At 71.0% G+C, this 16,914-nt stretch carries 10 protein-coding genes and 1 pseudogene; 4 read left to right on the forward strand and 7 right to left on the reverse strand.

The annotated features are described in order from the left end of the window. The first annotated feature begins 48 nt into the window (after positions 1-48). Genes ACRSBM_RS32715 through ACRSBM_RS32730 form a run of 4 tightly spaced genes read left to right on the forward strand, consistent with a single transcriptional unit; the run spans position 49 to position 4,445 of the window. Positions 49-1,032 carry a TauD/TfdA family dioxygenase gene (locus ACRSBM_RS32715; RefSeq protein WP_434449401.1) on the forward strand — a complete coding sequence of 328 codons (984 nt, stop codon included), beginning with the start codon at positions 49-51 and terminating at the stop codon, positions 1,030-1,032. Positions 1,033-1,076: 44 nt separating this feature from the next. After that, a complete protein-coding gene (locus ACRSBM_RS32720) occupies positions 1,077-2,672 on the forward strand; it encodes a tryptophan halogenase family protein (RefSeq protein WP_434449404.1) in 1,596 nt (531 codons plus the stop codon). 7 nt (positions 2,673-2,679) lie between these two features. Next, the gene (locus ACRSBM_RS32725) at positions 2,680-3,945 is read left to right on the forward strand and encodes a cation:proton antiporter (protein ID WP_434449407.1); all 1,266 of its coding nucleotides are present in this window, start codon (positions 2,680-2,682) and stop codon (positions 3,943-3,945) included. Next, the gene (locus tag ACRSBM_RS32730; RefSeq protein WP_434449410.1) at positions 3,942-4,445 is read left to right on the forward strand and encodes a flavin reductase family protein; all 504 of its coding nucleotides are present in this window, start codon (positions 3,942-3,944) and stop codon (positions 4,443-4,445) included. The genes ACRSBM_RS32725 and ACRSBM_RS32730 overlap by 4 nt, the downstream gene beginning before the upstream one ends. Here ACRSBM_RS32730 and ACRSBM_RS32735 read toward each other — a convergent pair whose 3' ends face one another. The 7 genes and pseudogenes from ACRSBM_RS32735 to ACRSBM_RS32765 all read right to left on the reverse strand — a co-directional run. Continuing rightward, positions 4,446-5,324 carry an ArsR/SmtB family transcription factor gene (locus ACRSBM_RS32735; protein WP_434449413.1) on the reverse strand — a complete coding sequence of 293 codons (879 nt, stop codon included), beginning with the start codon at positions 5,322-5,324 and terminating at the stop codon, positions 4,446-4,448. It lies immediately after the preceding gene. Positions 5,325-5,328: 4 nt separating this feature from the next. Next, on the reverse strand, positions 5,329-6,267 hold the full coding sequence (locus ACRSBM_RS32740) for an ATP-binding cassette domain-containing protein (protein WP_434449416.1): 939 nt from the start codon (positions 6,265-6,267) through the stop codon (positions 5,329-5,331). 4 nt (positions 6,268-6,271) lie between these two features. Continuing rightward, positions 6,272-6,469 carry an MbtH family protein gene (locus ACRSBM_RS32745; protein WP_434449419.1) on the reverse strand — a complete coding sequence of 66 codons (198 nt, stop codon included), beginning with the start codon at positions 6,467-6,469 and terminating at the stop codon, positions 6,272-6,274. Continuing rightward, entirely contained in the window at positions 6,466-7,674 is a 1,209-nt protein-coding gene (locus ACRSBM_RS32750) for a cytochrome P450 (protein ID WP_434449422.1), read from the reverse strand. Before ACRSBM_RS32750 ends, ACRSBM_RS32745 begins: the two co-directional genes overlap by 4 nt. 19 nt (positions 7,675-7,693) lie before the next feature. Further along, on the reverse strand, positions 7,694-8,452 hold the full coding sequence (locus ACRSBM_RS32755) for an ABC transporter permease (protein WP_434449425.1): 759 nt from the start codon (positions 8,450-8,452) through the stop codon (positions 7,694-7,696). Continuing rightward, complete coding sequence (locus ACRSBM_RS32760; RefSeq protein WP_434453309.1) at positions 8,449-15,600, reverse strand: amino acid adenylation domain-containing protein; 7,152 nt, start codon at positions 15,598-15,600, stop codon at positions 8,449-8,451. Before ACRSBM_RS32760 ends, ACRSBM_RS32755 begins: the two co-directional genes overlap by 4 nt. Further along, positions 15,583-16,908, reverse strand: a pseudogene (locus ACRSBM_RS32765) (condensation domain-containing protein); the annotation flags it as partial. The pseudogene ACRSBM_RS32765 and the gene ACRSBM_RS32760, both read right to left, overlap by 18 nt. Between the last annotated feature and the right edge of the window lie 6 nt (positions 16,909-16,914).

Genomic DNA, 16,914 nt, shown 5'->3' on the forward strand with positions numbered 1-16,914 from the left:
AGGCTCGAAAGCGCGTCGCATCGCCTGTTGTTCAGTGGGGGGAAATGGATGCCCGCTCTCTTTGACGCCGAGGTTCCGCCCGACGTCTTCACGTTGGGATCAATCGAGACGAAAGCCATGGAGCAGGTCGCCAACGACTTTCTCGCGGTCGCCGGTGACGAGGTCGGTTCACCCGCGTGGACGACCGCGTCGAGCGATTTCTGGCACGACGTTCCGGCTTCGGTCCGCAAACGCATCGCTCGGTTCCGGCGCGACTCCGGCGAGTCCGGGGCATTGCTGGTCCAAGCATTACCGGTTGATGAGCTGCTGATTCCCGACACGCCGGCGCACAGCGGTTCCGTACAGCGCGAGGCGACCGTGCCCGCCGCACTGCTGTCGCTGTTCACGAGCGGACTCGGCGACCCGGTGGCGTTCCTCGCCGAGAAGTCCGGCGCGCTCGTGCAGGACGTGGTGCCGGTACCCGGCAGCGAGAGCTTCCAGGGCAACGAAGGCTCGGTGATGCTGTCGTTCCACAACGAGAACGCCTTTCACCCGCACCGGCCCGACTACGTGCTGCTGCTGTGCCTGCGGGCTGACCACGAACGTGTGGCCGGACTGCGCATCGCCAGCATCCGCCGGGCGTTTCCGCGGCTCAGTACCGAGTGCCGGGAGGCGCTGTTCCGCGCCGACTTCGTGACCGCGCCACCCCCGTCGTTCGGCGGAGGTGACGCCACCGAGCCGCACGCGGTGTGCAGCGGCGATCCGGAGGACCCGGACATCGTGGTCGACTTCGCCGCGACGACCCCGTTGCACGACGCCGCGGGCAAGGCGCTGCAGGAGCTCGGAGCGGCGCTGGAGGAAACGTCGGTGGCGTTCTGCCTCGCGCCCGGCGACATGGCGGTGGTGGACAACCGCATCTCGCTGCACGGCCGCACGGCGTTCGTCCCCCGCTACGACGGACGGGACCGCTGGCTGCAGCGCAGTTTCTCGCTGCGCGATCTGCGAGCTTCCCGGCGCTATCGGCCAAACGACGGCCACGTTCTCGTCAAATGACCTTCCACTCCCACGAGTGGTAACCGACTTGGAGCTTCGTAGCGATGACAGGCAACCAAATCAGGAACATCGTCGTTCTCGGTGGCGGAACAGCGGGCTGGATGAGCGCGTCCTATCTCGGCAAAGCGCTCGGACCGGCCGTGAACATCACGGTACTGGAAGCACCCGCCATTCCTAAGATCGGCGTCGGCGAGGCCACCATTCCCAATCTGCACAAGGTGTTCTTCGACTTCCTCGGCCTGTCCGAGGAGGAGTGGATGCGTGAGTGCAACGCCAGTTTCAAGATGGGTATCAGGTTCGTCAACTGGCGCACTCCCGGAGCGGGCGAGGCCACCGCGCGACCGCACGGTGAGGGCCGCAAGGACCACTTCGACCACCTCTTCGGCCTGCTGCCGGAGCACGGCAACCTGCCGCTGTCGCACTACTGGGCGAACAAGAAGCTGGCCGGCGAGACGGACGAGCCGTTCGACTACGCCTGCTACCGCCAGCCCCCGGTGTTCGACAGGAAGCTGTCGCCGCGTTACCTCGACGGCACCCGCTGGGCCAGCTACGCCTGGCACTTCGACGCCAACCTGGTCGCCGACTTCCTGCGCCGCTTCGCCACCGAGAAGCAGGGCGCGGTGCACATCCAGGACAAGTTCACCGAGGCCGAGGTCGACCACGGCGGGTACATCACCGCGATCAGGACCGAGACGGGCCGCCGGCTCGAGGCCGACTTGTTCGTCGACTGCTCAGGGTTCCGCAGCCTGCTGATCAACCAGGTGATGAAGGAACCGTTCCTGGACATGAGCGACCACCTGCTCAACGATCGCGCCGTCGCCACGGCCGTGCCGCACGACGACGAGGCCGACGGAGTCGAGCCGTACACCTCGGCGATCGCGATGTCGTCCGGCTGGACGTGGAAGATCCCGATGCTCGGCCGGTTCGGCACCGGTTACGTGTACTCCAGCCGGTTCGCCTCCCAGGACGAGGCCACCGAGGAGTTCTGCCGGATGTGGGGACTGGACCCGGAGACGCAGAAGCTCAACCACGTGAAGTTCCGCGTCGGCCGCAACCGGCGGGCGTGGGTGAAGAACGTCGTCGGCATCGGGCTGTCCTCGTGCTTCCTGGAACCGCTCGAGTCCACCGGTATCTACTTCGTCTACGCGGCGCTGTACCAGCTGGTGAAGCACTTCCCGGACAAGAACTTCGAGCCGATCCTGCTCGACCAGTTCAACCGCGAGATCGAGACGATGTTCGACGACACGCGGGACTTCATCCAGGGCCACTTCAGCTTCGCCCCGCGCGACGACACGCCGTTCTGGCGTGCCTGCAAGGAACTGGAACTCGCGAGCGACTTCCGCGAGAAGGTCGCGATGTACAAGGCGGGTCTCGCGGTGAACATGCCGGTGACCGACGAGGGCAACTACTACGGCAACTTCGAGGCCGAGTTCCGGAACTTCTGGAGCAACGCCAACTACTACTGCGTGTTCTCCGGCCTCGACTTCCTGCCGGAGCACCCGTTGCCCGCGCTGGGTTTCCGCCAGGAGACGGTGGAGTCGGCCGAGGCGGTGTTCGCCAGAGTCAAGAAGGAACAGGAAGAACTGGTTCGCACCCTGCCGAGCACCTACGAGTACCTCCGCCAGCTGCACGGGAGGTGACGGAACCTTGACCGCATGGGATGTCCTGCACGTCGCGGGCGTCGCAGGCGTCGCGGTGGTGATCGCCGCGGGCGGGCGGTACGTCGCCGGCCGCGCTCGCCAACCGGCGGTCATCGGTGAGATCACGGCCGGGCTGCTCGCCGGTCCGGCCGTGATCTGGCTGGCCGGGGACGACGTGTTCCACACCGTGTTCCCCGCCCACGTCCAGTCCGCACTGGGCATCGTCGCGAAGCTGGGGCTGGCGCTGTTCCTCGTCGGGGTCGCGCACGAACTGCGGCCGCACCACCGGTTCACGTCGCCGGCGCTGGGCTGGATGACGGCGGGTGCCCTGCTGCCCGCGCTCGTCGCCGGCGCGTTGCTGGCGGGGTGGGTGCTCGTCGCCGGTGACCCGCTGGTGCGGGGCACCGCCTCCGCCCCGGCCTTCGTGCTGATGACCGCGGTGTCGCTGTCGATCACGGCCGTGCCGGTGCTGGCCAGGATCCTGGACGACCGCGGCATGACCGGCACCAGGATCGGGCAGCTCGCGCTGACCGCCGCGATCGTCATCGACGCGATCTCGTGGCTGCTGCTCACCGTCGCGGTGGGACTGGCGTCCGGCAGGGTGGACGGGTTCGTCCGCACCGCGCTCGTGCTGGCCGTGGGCGCCGTGGCCGCGTGGTCGATGCGGTCGCTGGCCCGCACCGCCGCCGCGAGCCGCGTCTCCGGCCGGTGGCCGGTCGTCGCCGCGATCGTGATCGGTGGTGTGGCCGTAGGCATGGCGGCGGGCGCCGAGCACTTCGGCATGACCGCGATCTTCGGTGCCGTGCTGGCGGGATTCGCCGTGCCCACCGGCAAGGAGTGGGAGGCGCCGGTCGCCGCGGTCACCGCGGTGGGCAGGCACGCCGTACCCGTGTTCTTCGTCGCCACCGGGATCACCGTGTTCACCAAGGCGTTCGCCGCGATCCCGGTCACCCTGGTGGCGCTGGCCGTCGTCCTCGGCGTCGCGGGCAAGGTGGCGGGTGGCTACGCGGGCGCCCGGCTGGGCGGACTGTCCAAATGGGACTCGATGCGGGCGGCCTCGCTGGTGAACACCCGCGGGCTGACCGAACTCGTCGTACTGCAGATCGGGTACAGCATGGGAGTCCTGACCGCACCGATGTTCCTCGCGCTCGTCGTGATGGCACTGGTGACCACCGCGATGACCGGGCCGATCCTGCTGGTGCTCGACCGCGCCGAACTGCGTCGCCGCCCACCGGTGCAAGCCCGCCAGGAGAACAGGGACGGTGTGCTGTGACCGACTCGACGACCGCGCTCGGCACCGTCTCGGCGACGGGGTTCCGCGCACTGATGTCGGAGTTCCCCAGCGGTATCGCGATCGTGACGGCGACGGACGACGAGGGCGGACCGTGGGGCATGACCTGCTCCTCGTTGTGCAGCCTGAGCGTCTCCCCGCCGATGTTGCTGGTCTGTCTGCGGGCAGGGAGCCCGACGCTGGCGGCGATCGTGAAGCGGGGAGCGTTCGCGGTCAACCTGCTGCACGACGGTGCCCGGTCCGCCGCCGAGCTGTTCGCCTCCGGGCGGCCGGGGCGGTTCGACCAGGTGCGCTGGAACAACGGTCAGAGCGGGCCGCATCTGCTCGACGCCGCGCATGCCATCGCGGACTGCCGGGTCAGCCGCACCGAGCACGCCGGCAGCCACGTCATCGTGATGGGAACCGTCCTCGACGTGACGCATCAGGATGGTCACGTGCCGTTGCTGTACGGCCGGCGGCGGTACAGCTCGTGGCCGGAGTGATCAGCGCCCGCCGTCGAGCGGGTCACCGCCGAGCAGTGCGGCGCCCAGCGGGGTCACGGTGTGCAACGCGGTGTTGCGGACCCGTCTCGTGGTGATGAGCCCGTTCTGCCGCAGCACCGCGGTGTGCTGGCTCGCCCCCGCGCAGGAGATGCCGAGCCGCTCAGCGAGCTGCCCGGTGGTGCAGGTGTCGGTGAGCACCCGCAGCGCGGCTGCCCTCGTCATGCCGACGAGGGCGGCCAGTGCACGGCCGGAGTGCTGCGGTGCCTGCCAGATCCGTTCCGAGATCGCGCGGTCGGGGGGTGCGGCGAACACCAGGGCCGGGCGGCCGCTGAGACGTTCGGCGCCGAGCACGACACCAGGCCTGGTCACCAGGAACAGCGACGGGCTCAGCACCAGGCCGTTGCCGTCCAGGCGGAGCTCCTCCCCCGCCGGTCCGCCGGGCACGTCGAGCACGGGAGGGTCCCACCGGATCCGGGGATGCAAAGTGGACAGCAGTGACTCGACGCCCTCGGTGAGCGCCGCCCGGCCGCGGGCATCGCACTCGGCGTCGAGATAGGTGAACATGCGGCCCCAGTAGGGCGCGATGGCGATCCGCCAGATCTCCAGCAGGTCGGCGCTCGACGACGTGTCCTTCTTCGGTGCCCGGCGAGAGCGGTCCACGTGGTGCAGCAGGTCGTCAGCGGACGAACGCGGCAGCAACCGTGCCAGTGCCGGGTCGGCGCGCAGCCGGGTGTGCACGCGTTCGCGCCAGCCCTCGTGCGCGCCACCGCCCGCGCGGCGCAGGTCGCGCAGCGCGAACACCGTCTCCGCCGCCGGGCCCAGGCTGATCTTCATTCGCAGCCTGACCAGGTCCCGGCCCGTGAACACGATCCGTGTCACCCGCTCACCCCAGCGCCCGCCGGCCGATCAGGTCGAGGAAGACGTCGTCGAGGCTGGGACGGCGCAACGCGAAGTCGGTGACGTCCACCCCGGCGGCCCGTAACGCCGTCGCGGCCGACGCGATCCCGTCGAGCGTGCCGGCGAGCTTCAGCGAGATCCTCCCGCCCTCGCCGACGACGGGCGGCTCGGCCGCGAGACGTGCGAGAGCCGCCGAAGCCACTGGGACGTCACGGGGTTCGACCGCGACCTCCAGCCGTTCGCCACCCACCTTGCGCTTGAGCTCGTCGGGGGTACCGTCCGCGATCACCCTGCCCCCCGCGATCACCGCGACCCGGTCGGCGAGCTGGTCGGCCTCCTCCAGGTACTGGGTGGTCAGCAGCAACGTCACGCCACCCCGCACGAGCTCGCGCACGGTCGCCCACAGCTCGATCCGGCTCGCCGGGTCGAGCCCGGTGGTCGGCTCGTCGAGGAACAGCACCTCGGGCGTGACCACCAGGCACGACGCGATGTCGAGGCGGCGGCGCATGCCGCCGGAGTACGTCCGCACCGGCCGGTTCGCCGCGCCGGTCAGGCCGAACTGCTCGAGCAGCTCGGCCGCGCGCCGACGGGCACCACGTCCGCCCAGGTGCAGCAGTCTCCCGAGCAGCACCAGGTTCTCGGCACCGCTCAGCAGTTCGTCGACGGCCGCGTACTGGCCGGCGAGACCGATCCGCGCCCGCACCTCCCGGGGACTGCGTACCACGTCGAAGCCGGCGACCTTCGCGGTACCGGCGTCCGGCCGCAGCAACGTCGCCAGCACCCGCACCGTCGTCGTCTTGCCCGCGCCGTTGGGCCCGAGCAGGCCGAGCACCGTGCCGGCGGGCACCGCGAGGTCCACCCCGCACAGCGCCTCGGAGTCCCGATATCGCTTGCGCAGACCGGTTACCTCGATCGCCTGGGTCACGGGGTCAGCTCCGCAGGCGGAGCGGACGCAGGTCGGTCCAGTTCTCCTCGACGTGGGCCAGCGCGGCGGCCCGCGGGCTCGCGCCCAGCGACACCGTCCAGCCGTGGGGCACCTCGGCGAACGAGGGCCACAGGCTGTACTGGTCCTCGTCGTTCACGAGCACCAGGAACGTGCCGTTCTCGTCGTCGAACGGGTTGGTCATCGCAGGTTCTCCTTGGTCCGCAAGGGAGTCAGCTCCACCGGCAGGTTGATGTGGCCATAGACGAAGTTCGAGTGGATCTGCCGCGGCTCACCCGCGAGCCGGAACTCGGCCACCTGGTCGCGCAGCCCCTCCAGCACCGCCTCGACGTGCGCCCGGCCGAGGAACGCGCCGATGCAGAAGTGCGGGCCGTACCCGAACGTCAGGTGCCGGTTCGGGGTACGGGCGAGGTCGAACCGGCCGGGCTCGGGGAACGCCTCCTCGTCGAAGTTCGCGGAGATGTTCCACAACGTGACGATGTCGCCCGCACGGACGAGCTGGTCGCCGATCGTCACGTCGACGATCGCGCGGCGGCCGAAATGCATCGCCGGAGTGGTCCAGCGCAGCACCTCCTCCACCGCGGAGTCGAGACCGGCTGTGCCGTCCTTGAGCGCCCGCCACTGCTCGGGGTGCTCGGCCAGGGCCACGAGCGCGCCCGTCGCGGACAGCCTGCTCGACTCGTCCCCGCCGAGGATCAGGCTGTAGCAGTTGAGCACGATCTCCTCGTCGGTGAGCGGCTCACCGTCGATGGTGCCGGTGGCCAGCGCGCTGATCACATCCTCGCCGGGGGTGCGCCTGCGGTGCGCGGCGAGGTCCTGGAAGTACAGCAGGATCTCGTTGCGGGCCAGGATCTCGTCGAACTCCGTGCCGCCACCGTCACGGCTGCCGAGCGTCTCCGTGTTCCACGCGACGAGCTGGGCACGGTCCGCGTCCGGCACGCCCATCAGGTCGCCCATCGTGTTGATCGGCACGTGGTCGACGATCTCGGTCGCGAAGTCGAACCGCTCCTGCTCCATGGCTCTGGCGAACAGGCCGGCCGTACGATCCCTGGCCGCGTCCCGCATGCGTCCCACGACCCGCGGGGAGAAGGATCTGAGCATCAGCTTGCGGATCTCCCGGTGGCGGTGCCCGTCGGTGACCGCGAGCATCCGCCCGGCGGCGGAGTCCCCGCCCTGCAACAACGTCGTGAGCACGTTGCCGCGCTCGGAGGTGAACCGCTCGTTGTCGCGGTAGACCGCCATGACGTCGGAGTGGCGGCACACGGCCCAGAACTCGGGCCCGCGTGGTCCCGCCGGATGCCGGTACACCGGCTCGTTCTCACGGAACCATCGCCACATGGCGTTCACGTCGGTGCCGATGTAGGTCAGGGGGTCGGTCAGGTCGTACATCTCACACTCCACAATGGACTCACCCGGCGGTCGCGAACCTGCGCACGCCGACCGCCAGGCTCGCGGCCAGCAGGACCAGCAGGGTCGCGCCCGCGACCAGGTAGGGCGACCCGGACACGGGTGCCGCCCCGTTGCCCCACAGGTCGCGGCACAGCGTCATCACCGCACTGATCGGGTTCCACTCCGCGATCGGCCGGACCAGCGCGGGCAGGCTCGACACAGGCAGGAAGGCGTTGGAGAAGAAGGGAAGGACGACGACGAGGAACTGCGTCACCGAGCTGATCGACTCGAGGTTGCCCATGATCGAGCCGAACAGCACGCCCACCCAGAGCATCACGTAGCTGAAGACGACCACCACCGCGAACCCCTGCAGCGTCGGCACGAGCCCGGTGTGCGAATGCCAGCCGAGCAGGGTGCCGACGACCACGACGATGCCGAGCGCGAACAGTGACAGCAGGAAGTCGCCCGCGGTGTGCCCGAGCGGTACCGCGACCCTGCTGATCGGCAGCGACCGGTACCTGTCGAACGCGCCGGTGCGCAGGTCCGTGGCGACCGCGATGGCGGTCGGGCCGACCCCGGCGAGACCGACCTGGATCGCCGCGCCCGCGAACAGGTACTCCTGATAGTTCCCGCCCCCCACCGAGATCGTGTCCCGGAACAGGTAACCGAGCACGACCAGCGACACGAGCGGGCTCAGCGTGACCCCGAGCAGCCGCCCGGGGCTGCGCCGCAGCTGGCGCAGCCGCCGGCCGGCCATGGCGAGCACCTCTACCGTCACGACGTCGTCCGATCGAGCTCGGCGGTGACGACCACACCGACCTGGGCCAGTGGTTCCGGGCTCATCATGTCGTCGTGCGCGCAGTTGATCCGGTAGGTGGCGATCTGTCCATCCACGAAGGACGACCAGCGCCCGGCCTTCTCCTCGACGGCCTCCGGCGTCTGGCCGGCGACCGCGGTGAACAGCAGCATCCGGCCGCGGTACGGGCTGGGCTCGTAGTTCTTCAGCAGCACGTCGTGGTTGCGCATCCCCTCGACCATGGCCGCCACACGTTGTTCACCGAGCGCGGCGAGCGGGTTGTTGTCCGCGCGCAGCACGGCGAGGACGTCCGACGGGGTGACCTCGCGGCCGGCGAACTCCTCCCGGCTGTGCCCGACGAGCTCCAGCAGCCAGCCGAACATCACCTGCTCGTCGTCGCGCTGTTCGAGATCGGTGCGGGGGTAGGCGTCCAGATTGGCCAGCAGGCCCACCTCGTCGCCCGCGGCCTGCAACCGTGCCGCGATCTCGTACGCGACGATGCCGCCGAACGACCAGCCGAGCAGGTGGTACGGGCCCTCCGGCTGGACCTGCTTCATCCGCCGGACGTAGTCGTCCGCCATCGCCGCGATCGAGTGCGGCACCGGGGCCAGCTCGGTGACCGACGGGTCCTGAATGCCATAGAGCGGGTACTCGGGACCGAGGTGTTTGGCCAGACCCAGGTACGGCAGGGCGAACCCGACTCCACTGTGGACACAGAACAACGGCGCCCGGTCCCCGGTGTGCTTCATCCGCAGCAGCACGCCGAACGGGTCGAACTCGTCCTGTGCCTCCAGCTCCTCCAGCGCGCCGGCCATGACCGTGCCGCTGCTGGCCGCCTTCGGCCGGGCTTCGGCCGGCGCGAGCGTCCCGGCGAGTGCCCGCGCGCTCTGGTGCACGAACACGTCCGCGATCGTGATCATCAGGCCCGCCTTGCGGGCGCGGCTCACGACCTTGACCACCCGGACGCTGTCGCCGCCTGAGTCGAAGAAGTTGTCCTCCGCGCCGATCCGCGGCACTCCCAGCACCTCAGCCATGATCGAGCACAACGTCCGCTCCTCGGGCGTCTTCGCCGGAGTGGGGTCGCCACCGTGCGGGACGTCCGGTGCCGGGAGTGCCCGCCGGTCCAGCTTTCCGTTGGCGGTCAACGGCAAGACGGGCAGCATCACGACGGCGGACGGGACCATGTACTCCGGCAGCGCGGTCTCGGCGTACCGGATCAGCGTGCCGGGGTCGAGGTCCCCCACCACATAGGCGACGAGGCGGCGTCCCTCGCTGTCCTGGCGGGCGGCGACGGCCACCTGCCGGACCGACTCGTGCCGAGCCAGCACCGACTCGACCTCACCGAGCTCGACCCGGAACCCGCGGATCTTGACCTGGTCGTCGGCCCGGCCCGCGAACCGCAGCTCGCCGCCGTCGTCCCAGCGCACGAGGTCGCCGGTGCGGTACAGGCGCTCACCGGGCCCGCCGAACGGGTCGGCCACGAACCGCTCGGCCGTCAGCCCCGGCCGGCCCACGTAGCCGCGAGCGACGTTCGCCCCGGCGACGTAAAGCTCCCCGACGACCCCGGCCGGCACCGGGCGCAGGTGGCCGTCGAGCACGTAGACCCGTGTGTTCCACAGCGGCCTGCCGATCGACAGAACCTCCGCGGGTACCTCGTCACCAGGCTCGATCGCGAACGACGTGCAGCCGACCGTGGTCTCGGTGGGCCCGTACTCGTTGACGACCCGGACTCCCGGATGCGCCCGCCGCCACACGTCAAGGTGGTCACCGGGCAGCGGTTCACCGCCGAGCACCAGCTCACGGCGCGGTGAGTACGCGTCCGGCAGCACCTGCAGCAGCGCCAGGTGACTCGGGGTGGCCTTGAGAAAGTCCACCCCGGCGACGGCAGCCGCGCTGCCCTCGGCCAGACCGTGCTCCGACAGTTCCGCGAGGTGCACACAACCGCCGGAGATCAGCGGTCCGTGCAGCCCCGTCACGGTGAGGTCGAACGACAACGGCGAGTGCAGCAACGCTCCGGAGGTCAGCGACGGGTACGCGTCCAGGGACCAGGCCAAGTAGTTGACCGCGGACCGATGCTCGACCACGGTGCCCTTGGGCCGTCCGGTGGAACCGGAGGTGTAGACGAGGTAGGCCGCGTTCCCGCCCTCGATGTCCACATCGGACAGATCGCCGGACGGCAGCGCGGCGATCGCAGGGTCGCCGGGGAGCACGACCGGCAGCCCCTGCGCCACCTTGGCCGCCGTCGCGGACGTGGTGATGACGCACACCGGCTCGGTCTCGGCGAACATCCCGGCGATCCGCTCCGCCGGGTGCTCCGCGTCGACCGGCAGGTACGCGGCACCCGACTTGAGCACCGCCTGCACGGCCACGACCAGATCAGTCGTCCTCGGCAACGCGATCGCGACGACCCGTTCCGGGCCGGCGCCCAGCCGCCGCAGGTACCGCGCCAGCCGGTTCGCCCGCGCGTTCAGCTCCATATAGGACAGTTCGTCCGTACCGGCCGCGACCGCACACGCGTCAGGCGTGCGGCGGACCTGCGCCTCGAACAACGCGGGCAGCGTCGCGTCCGGCACCTCCCGCACGGTGTCGTTCCAGGACACCAGCATCCGCTGCCGTTCGTCCGGTTCGAGCACGTCCACCTGGCTGAGCCGCAGCCCGGGATCGGCGACGACGGCGCGCAGCACCCGCACCAGCCGCCCTGCGATGCGCTCGACGGTCGCCGCGGTGAACAGGTCCGCGCGGTAGTCGATCAGGCCGGTCATGCCGGTCTCGGTGGTGGCCGACCCGTCGTCGACCGGTTCGAGGAACTGGACGATCAGGTCGAACTTGGTGGTGGCCGACGGCACGAACTCGCCGCGCACGGTCAGCCCCGGTAGCACGACGGGTGCGCCGTGCCCGGTCTGCAGCGCCAGCATCACCTGGAACAACGCCTGCCTGCTCAGGGACCGCACCGGGTTCAGGGCCTCGACCACGTCGTCGAACGGCAGGTCCTGGTGGGCGTAGGCGGACAGGTCGCGCTCCCGGACCCGCTCGACAAGCTCACCGAAAGCCGGGTCGCCCGCCGTGTCCGTGCGCAGCACCAGGGTGTTCACGAAGTATCCGACCAGGTCGTGCAGCGCCTCGTCGGTGCGACCGGCGATCGGGCTGCCCAGCGGGATGTCCGTGCCGGCGCCGAGGCGCGTCAGCAGACCGGCCAGCGCGGCCTGCAGGACCATGAACAGGCTTGCGCCGGACGTGCGGGCCAGCCGCAACAGGCCGCGGTGCAGCTCCGGTTCGACGGTGAACGCGACCTGACCGCCGCGGTCGTCGCCGACAGCGGGCCGGGCGAAGTCCGTCGGCAGGGCGATCTCGTCGGGCAGTCCGGCGAGCGCGGTCCGCCAGTACTCGAGCTGGGCGGTGTACGTCCCGGTCGGCTCCTCCCTGGTGCCGAGCAGTTCCCGTTGCCACGCCGTGTAGTCCGCGTAGGTGACCGGCAACGGCCGCCACTTCGGGGCCCGCCCGGCGCAGCGGGCGCGGTAGGCCGTCATCAGGTCGGTGGTCAACGGCGTGATCGACCAGCCGTCGAACACGATGTGGTGGAACACCAGCAGCAACAGGTGTTCGTCGGAACCGAGCACGAGCAGCGTGGCGCGCAACGGTGGTGCGGCGGCGAGGTCGAACCTGCGCACGGACTCGGCGGAGACAACGGCGGCAAGCTCGTCCTCACGCACGTTCACCGCGCACAGCAAGGGTTGTCCGGCGGGCTCGGCCAGCACGCGCTGGCACGGCTCGCCATCGGTCTCCGGGAACACCGACCGCAGCACCTCGTGCCGTTCCACCAGGTCCCGCAGCGCCGCCTGCAGCGCGTCGGTGTCGAGCCTGCCGGACATGCGCAGCGCCAACGGCACGTTGTAGGTGGACGCCTCGTCGTGCAGCCGGTTGACGAACCACAGCCTGCGCTGCGCGGCCGACAACGGCTCGATCCGGTCGCCGTCGGGAAGCTCCGCGGTACGCGGCCGCAGTGCCGGACGTGCCTGCCCGGCGGTCTCGACCCGACCGGCGAGGGCGGCCACCGTACGGGCCTCGAACAGGGCACGGATCGGCACCTCGGCGCCGAGTGCGGAGCGGATCCTCGCGATGGCCCTGGTCGCGTGCAGCGAATGGCCACCGGAGTCGAAGAAGTCGTCGTCGAGACCGACCTCGGGCACCCCCAGCACCTCGGCGAAGATCCCGCACAGGATCTCCTGGACCGGGGTGCGCGGTGCCCGGCCGCGCGCACCGGCCCGGTCGGGTGCCGGCAGCGCGGCACGGTCCAGCTTGCCCCGGCTGGTCAGCGGGAGCTCCGGCAGGACGACCCACGCCGACGGCAGCATGTAGGCGGGCAGCGACTCGGCCGCGTGGTCGCGCAGATCCGGTGGCAGCGCGCCGTCCGTGGTCACGACGTAGGCCACGAGCCGCGGGTCGTCGGGGTCGTCGTCGCGGACGATCACCGCCGCCCGCGCCACGAGGTCGTGGGAGGTCAGCACCGACTCGATCTCCGGCAGCTCGATGCGGAACCCACGCAGCTGCACCTGGTCGTCGATCCGGCCCACGTAGTCGAGGTCACCATCGGGCAGCCACCGCACCAGGTCCCCGGTGCGGTACATGCGTTCCCCCGCACCGGCGAACGGGTCGGCGACGAACCTCAGCGCGGTCAGCCCGGCCCGGTTCAGGTAGCCGACCGCGAGGTGCTGGCTGACGTACAGCTCCCCGACCACCCCCTCCGGAACCGGCTGCAGGCTCGGGTCCAGCACGTACACGCGGTGCGCGGAGGTCGGCCGCCCGATCGGCGGACGTCCCTCGCCGGACAGCGGCGCGCTGACCGTCGCGCCGACCACGGTCTCCGTGGGGCCGTAGCCGTTGAACATCCGGTACCTCGGCGCCCACCGCCCCGCTACCGCGGGTGCGAGCGCCTCACCGGCGGTCACGAGCGTCATGCCGTGCGGCAGCTCGGTGTGCTCCGGCAGGGCGGCGACGACCGCGGGCGGCAGACCGGCCAGTGTGACGCGGCGGTCGTTGAGCAGCTCTACGAGCGCCGGCCCGGGCGCGCGGGCCTCATCCCCGGCGATCACCGCCGTGCCGCCCTTCAGCAGCGCGACCCCCATCTCCCACACCGAGAAGTCGAAGCTGTAGGACGCGAACTGCAGCACCCGCGTCGAGGCGTCCACGCTGAAGCACTCGGCGAGGCTGTCGATCATCGCGACGAACCCGGAGTGGTCCACGACCACGCCCTTCGGCTTGCCGGTCGACCCGGAGGTGTAGATGACGTACGCCGGGTGGCCAGGACGCGACGGCGCGGACCGGTCCGCGTCGGTGAGGTCGGTGCCGGCGAACGAGGCCAGCTTCCGCACGATCTCGGGGTCGTCGAGCTTCAGCACCGCACCCGGCACCGCGACCTCGACGTCCACTGTGGACAGGGTGATGACCGGCGCGGAGTCCGCCAGCAGGAAGCCGATGCGGTTCTCCGGGTACGACGGGTCGATCGGCAGGTAGGCGCCACCGGCCTTGAGCACGGCCAGTGCGGCGACGATCATCTCGACCGACCGGCCGAACATCAGCGCGACCAGCTCGCCGGGCCCGACGCCGTGCCGGACCAGCAGGCGGGCCAGGCGGTTCGCCCGCTCGTTCAGCTCACCGTAGCCGACGACGGCCGGGCCGAAGTCCACCGCCGGGGCGTCCGGCGCCTCCCGCACCCTCGCCTGGAACACCTCGGGTACGAGGACGTCCGCACCGACGACCGGACGCCCTGCCCACGGCCCGAGGATCAGCTCACGTTCGTCACCGGCGAGCACGCCCGCCCGGCCGAGCGGGACGTCCGGCGCGGTGACGAGCTGGTCGAGCAGGCGCACGAACCGTTCGACCAAGGAGTCCACAAAGGACTTCTCGAACACGTCCGGGCGGTACTGCGCCTGCAGCCGGACGCGGTCGCCGGGGAAGACGCCGAGTGCCAGCGGGTACTCCGAGATCACCCTGGCCTGCCAGCCCAGCACGGTGACGCCGGGCAGCACGCCCGCCAGGCGGTCCACGTCGTCGACCGGATAGTTGTGGTAGCTGACGACGGTGTCGAACAGCTCGCCGACACCGGTGGCGCGCTGCACCTCGGCGAGCCCCAGGTGCTGGTGCTCCTCCATGGCGGCCAGGCGTTCCTGCAGATCGGTCAGCATCGCGGCGAACGGCTGCCACGGGTCCAGCCGCACCCGCACCGGCAGGGTGTGCATGAACACCCCGACCATGGACTCCATTCCCGGCAGCTCCGGCGGCCGGCCCGAGCTGACCGTGCCGAACACGACGTCGTCGCGTCCGGTCAACCGGCCGAGCAGCACCGCCCAGCAGCCCTCCATCACCGTGTTCAGCGTGAGGCCGTGCCCGCGGGCGAAGCGGTGCAGCCGTTCGGTGAGGTGGTCGGGCAGGTCGGTGGTCAGCACCTCCGGCAGCAGGTGGACGCGGCCGCGGTCCGCCGGGCCGAGCCTCGTCGCCTCCGTCACACCGGCCAGCTCGGCCTCCCACGCCTCCCGCGCGCCCTGCTCGTCCTGGACGGCGAGCCAGTCGTGGTAGTCGCGGTACGGCACGGCGGCGGGCAGTGCCGAGGTGTTCGCCCCGTTGGCGAGCAACGTGAGCAACTCGCGCCCGAGGATCGCGGACATCGACCAGCCGTCCACCAGGATGTGATGGGCCGTGATCACCAGACGGAACCGCTCGCCGCCGAGCCGCACCACGGTGAACCGCAGCAACGGCGGGCGGGTGACGTCGAACCGGCGCAGCCACTCGTCGTCGGTGAACCGGTCGGCTTCGGCCTCGGTCAGCGAGACCTCGCCGACCTCGGGCTCGGCCTGCGCGGCGATCACCTGCACGGCGTCACCCGACGTGCGGTACCGGAAGCTCGCCCGCAGGCTGGGGTGGCGCCTCATCAGCGCGCCGGCGGCGGCGCGGAGCCGGTCGACGTCCAGCGGTCCCTCGGCGTCCATGGTGATCTGCAGCGTGTAGACGTCGACGCCGTCGTCGTCGAACTCGGCCTGGAACAGCAGGCCTTTCTGCAACGGGGACAGCGGCAGCACGTCCGCCACCGCGCCGGCGGCCTCGTACTCCTCGATCTCCGCCTGGCCGATCGGCACCAGCGGAAAGTCCGCCGGGGTGTGCCCGCCCGCGTGCCCGGCGAGCTCGCCCAGCACCCGCGCCCAGATCGTGGTCAGGCCCCGCACGTCCTCTTCGGACAGCAGCTCACCCGCCCACACGACGTCGGCGGACAGCACCGGGACGCCGTCGCGGTCCGTCGTGACGGCGGTCACCTCGACGACGTGCCGCAGCGGGAGACCGGGATCAGCCGCCACGCCCCCGGAACGCACCACCCCGCCGGCGAAGCGGCCGAGATGGTTGAACGCGAGCTGGGGCGCCGGGAAACGGGCGAGGACGGCCTGGGTCTGCGGGTTGCCGTACCGCAGCAGGCCGAAGCCCAGCCGGTCCTCCGGCAGTGCCCGCAGCTGTTCCTTGAGCCGCTTCACCGCGGCGCCGAGGTCCGCGCGGTCGCCGGCGGTCAGCGCGACGGGGTGGAAGCTCGTGAACCAGCCGGCCGAGCGGGACGGGTCCACGTCGTCCGCGAGGTGTTCGCGGCCATGCCGTTCCACCTCGACGCGCACGGGTGACGCGGTGCCACGCCACTCCGTGACGGCGATCGCCAGTGCGGACAACAGGATGTCGTCGACGCCGGCGTGGAAGGCCGCTGCCACACCGGCCACGTCGGGCAGTTCGGCCGTGAGCCGCCGCGCCGTGGCGTGTGTGTCCCGCTCCGGGTCGAGCGGCCGGTTGCCGAGTGGGGCGTCGTCACCGCGCAGCTGGTCCAGCCACACCGGCAGTTCCGTCATCCGGGATCGCGACCGCGACTGCTCGGCCAGCAGCCGGGCCCAGCGGCGCACGGAGGTGCCCACCGGCTCCAGCGTGCCGCCCTGGCAGGCCGCCAGCAGGTCGCCGAGCAGGATCCGCCACGACACGCCGTCGACGACGAGGTGATGCGCGACGAGACCCAGCGTGTCACCGTCGTGGATCACCTGGAGCATCACCCCCTGGGCGGGCCGCAGCCTCGCGCGGGCGGCAGCCAGCGCTTTCTCGTCCACAGTGGACACACTGTGGACGAGCGCGGCGGCGTCCACGGCGTCACGCGGCAGGACCTCCAGTGCCCACACGCCCTCCACCGGAATGCGCAGGCACGTGCGCAGGGCGTCGTGCCGGTCGAGCACGGCCCGCACCGCGCGCACGAGGCCGGTCTCGTGCAGCCCGGCCGGTGCATCGAGCACGACGTGCTGGCTGTACCCCGTGATCAGGTCGAGCCGCCCGCCCGCGATCTCCCTCAGCTGGTGGACGACCGGCGTCAGCTCGACCTCGCCCACGCCGTCGTCGGCCGGCCTGGGTGGCGCGGTCGTCAGCATGGTCGC

It is taken from the genome of Lentzea xerophila, from assembly GCF_051094245.1.
GTDB lineage: Bacteria > Actinomycetota > Actinomycetes > Mycobacteriales > Pseudonocardiaceae > Lentzea > Lentzea xerophila.

Coding starts and splice junctions, on each gene's coding strand:
- ACRSBM_RS32720 (WP_434449404.1), top strand. CDS start 1,077: ATGACAGGCAACCAAATCAGGAACATCGTCGTTCTCGGTGGCGGAACA.
- ACRSBM_RS32745 (WP_434449419.1), bottom strand. CDS start 6,469: ATGACCAACCCGTTCGACGACGAGAACGGCACGTTCCTGGTGCTCGTG.
- ACRSBM_RS32715 (WP_434449401.1), top strand. CDS start 49: ATGCCCGCTCTCTTTGACGCCGAGGTTCCGCCCGACGTCTTCACGTTG.
- ACRSBM_RS32750 (WP_434449422.1), bottom strand. CDS start 7,674: ATGTACGACCTGACCGACCCCCTGACCTACATCGGCACCGACGTGAAC.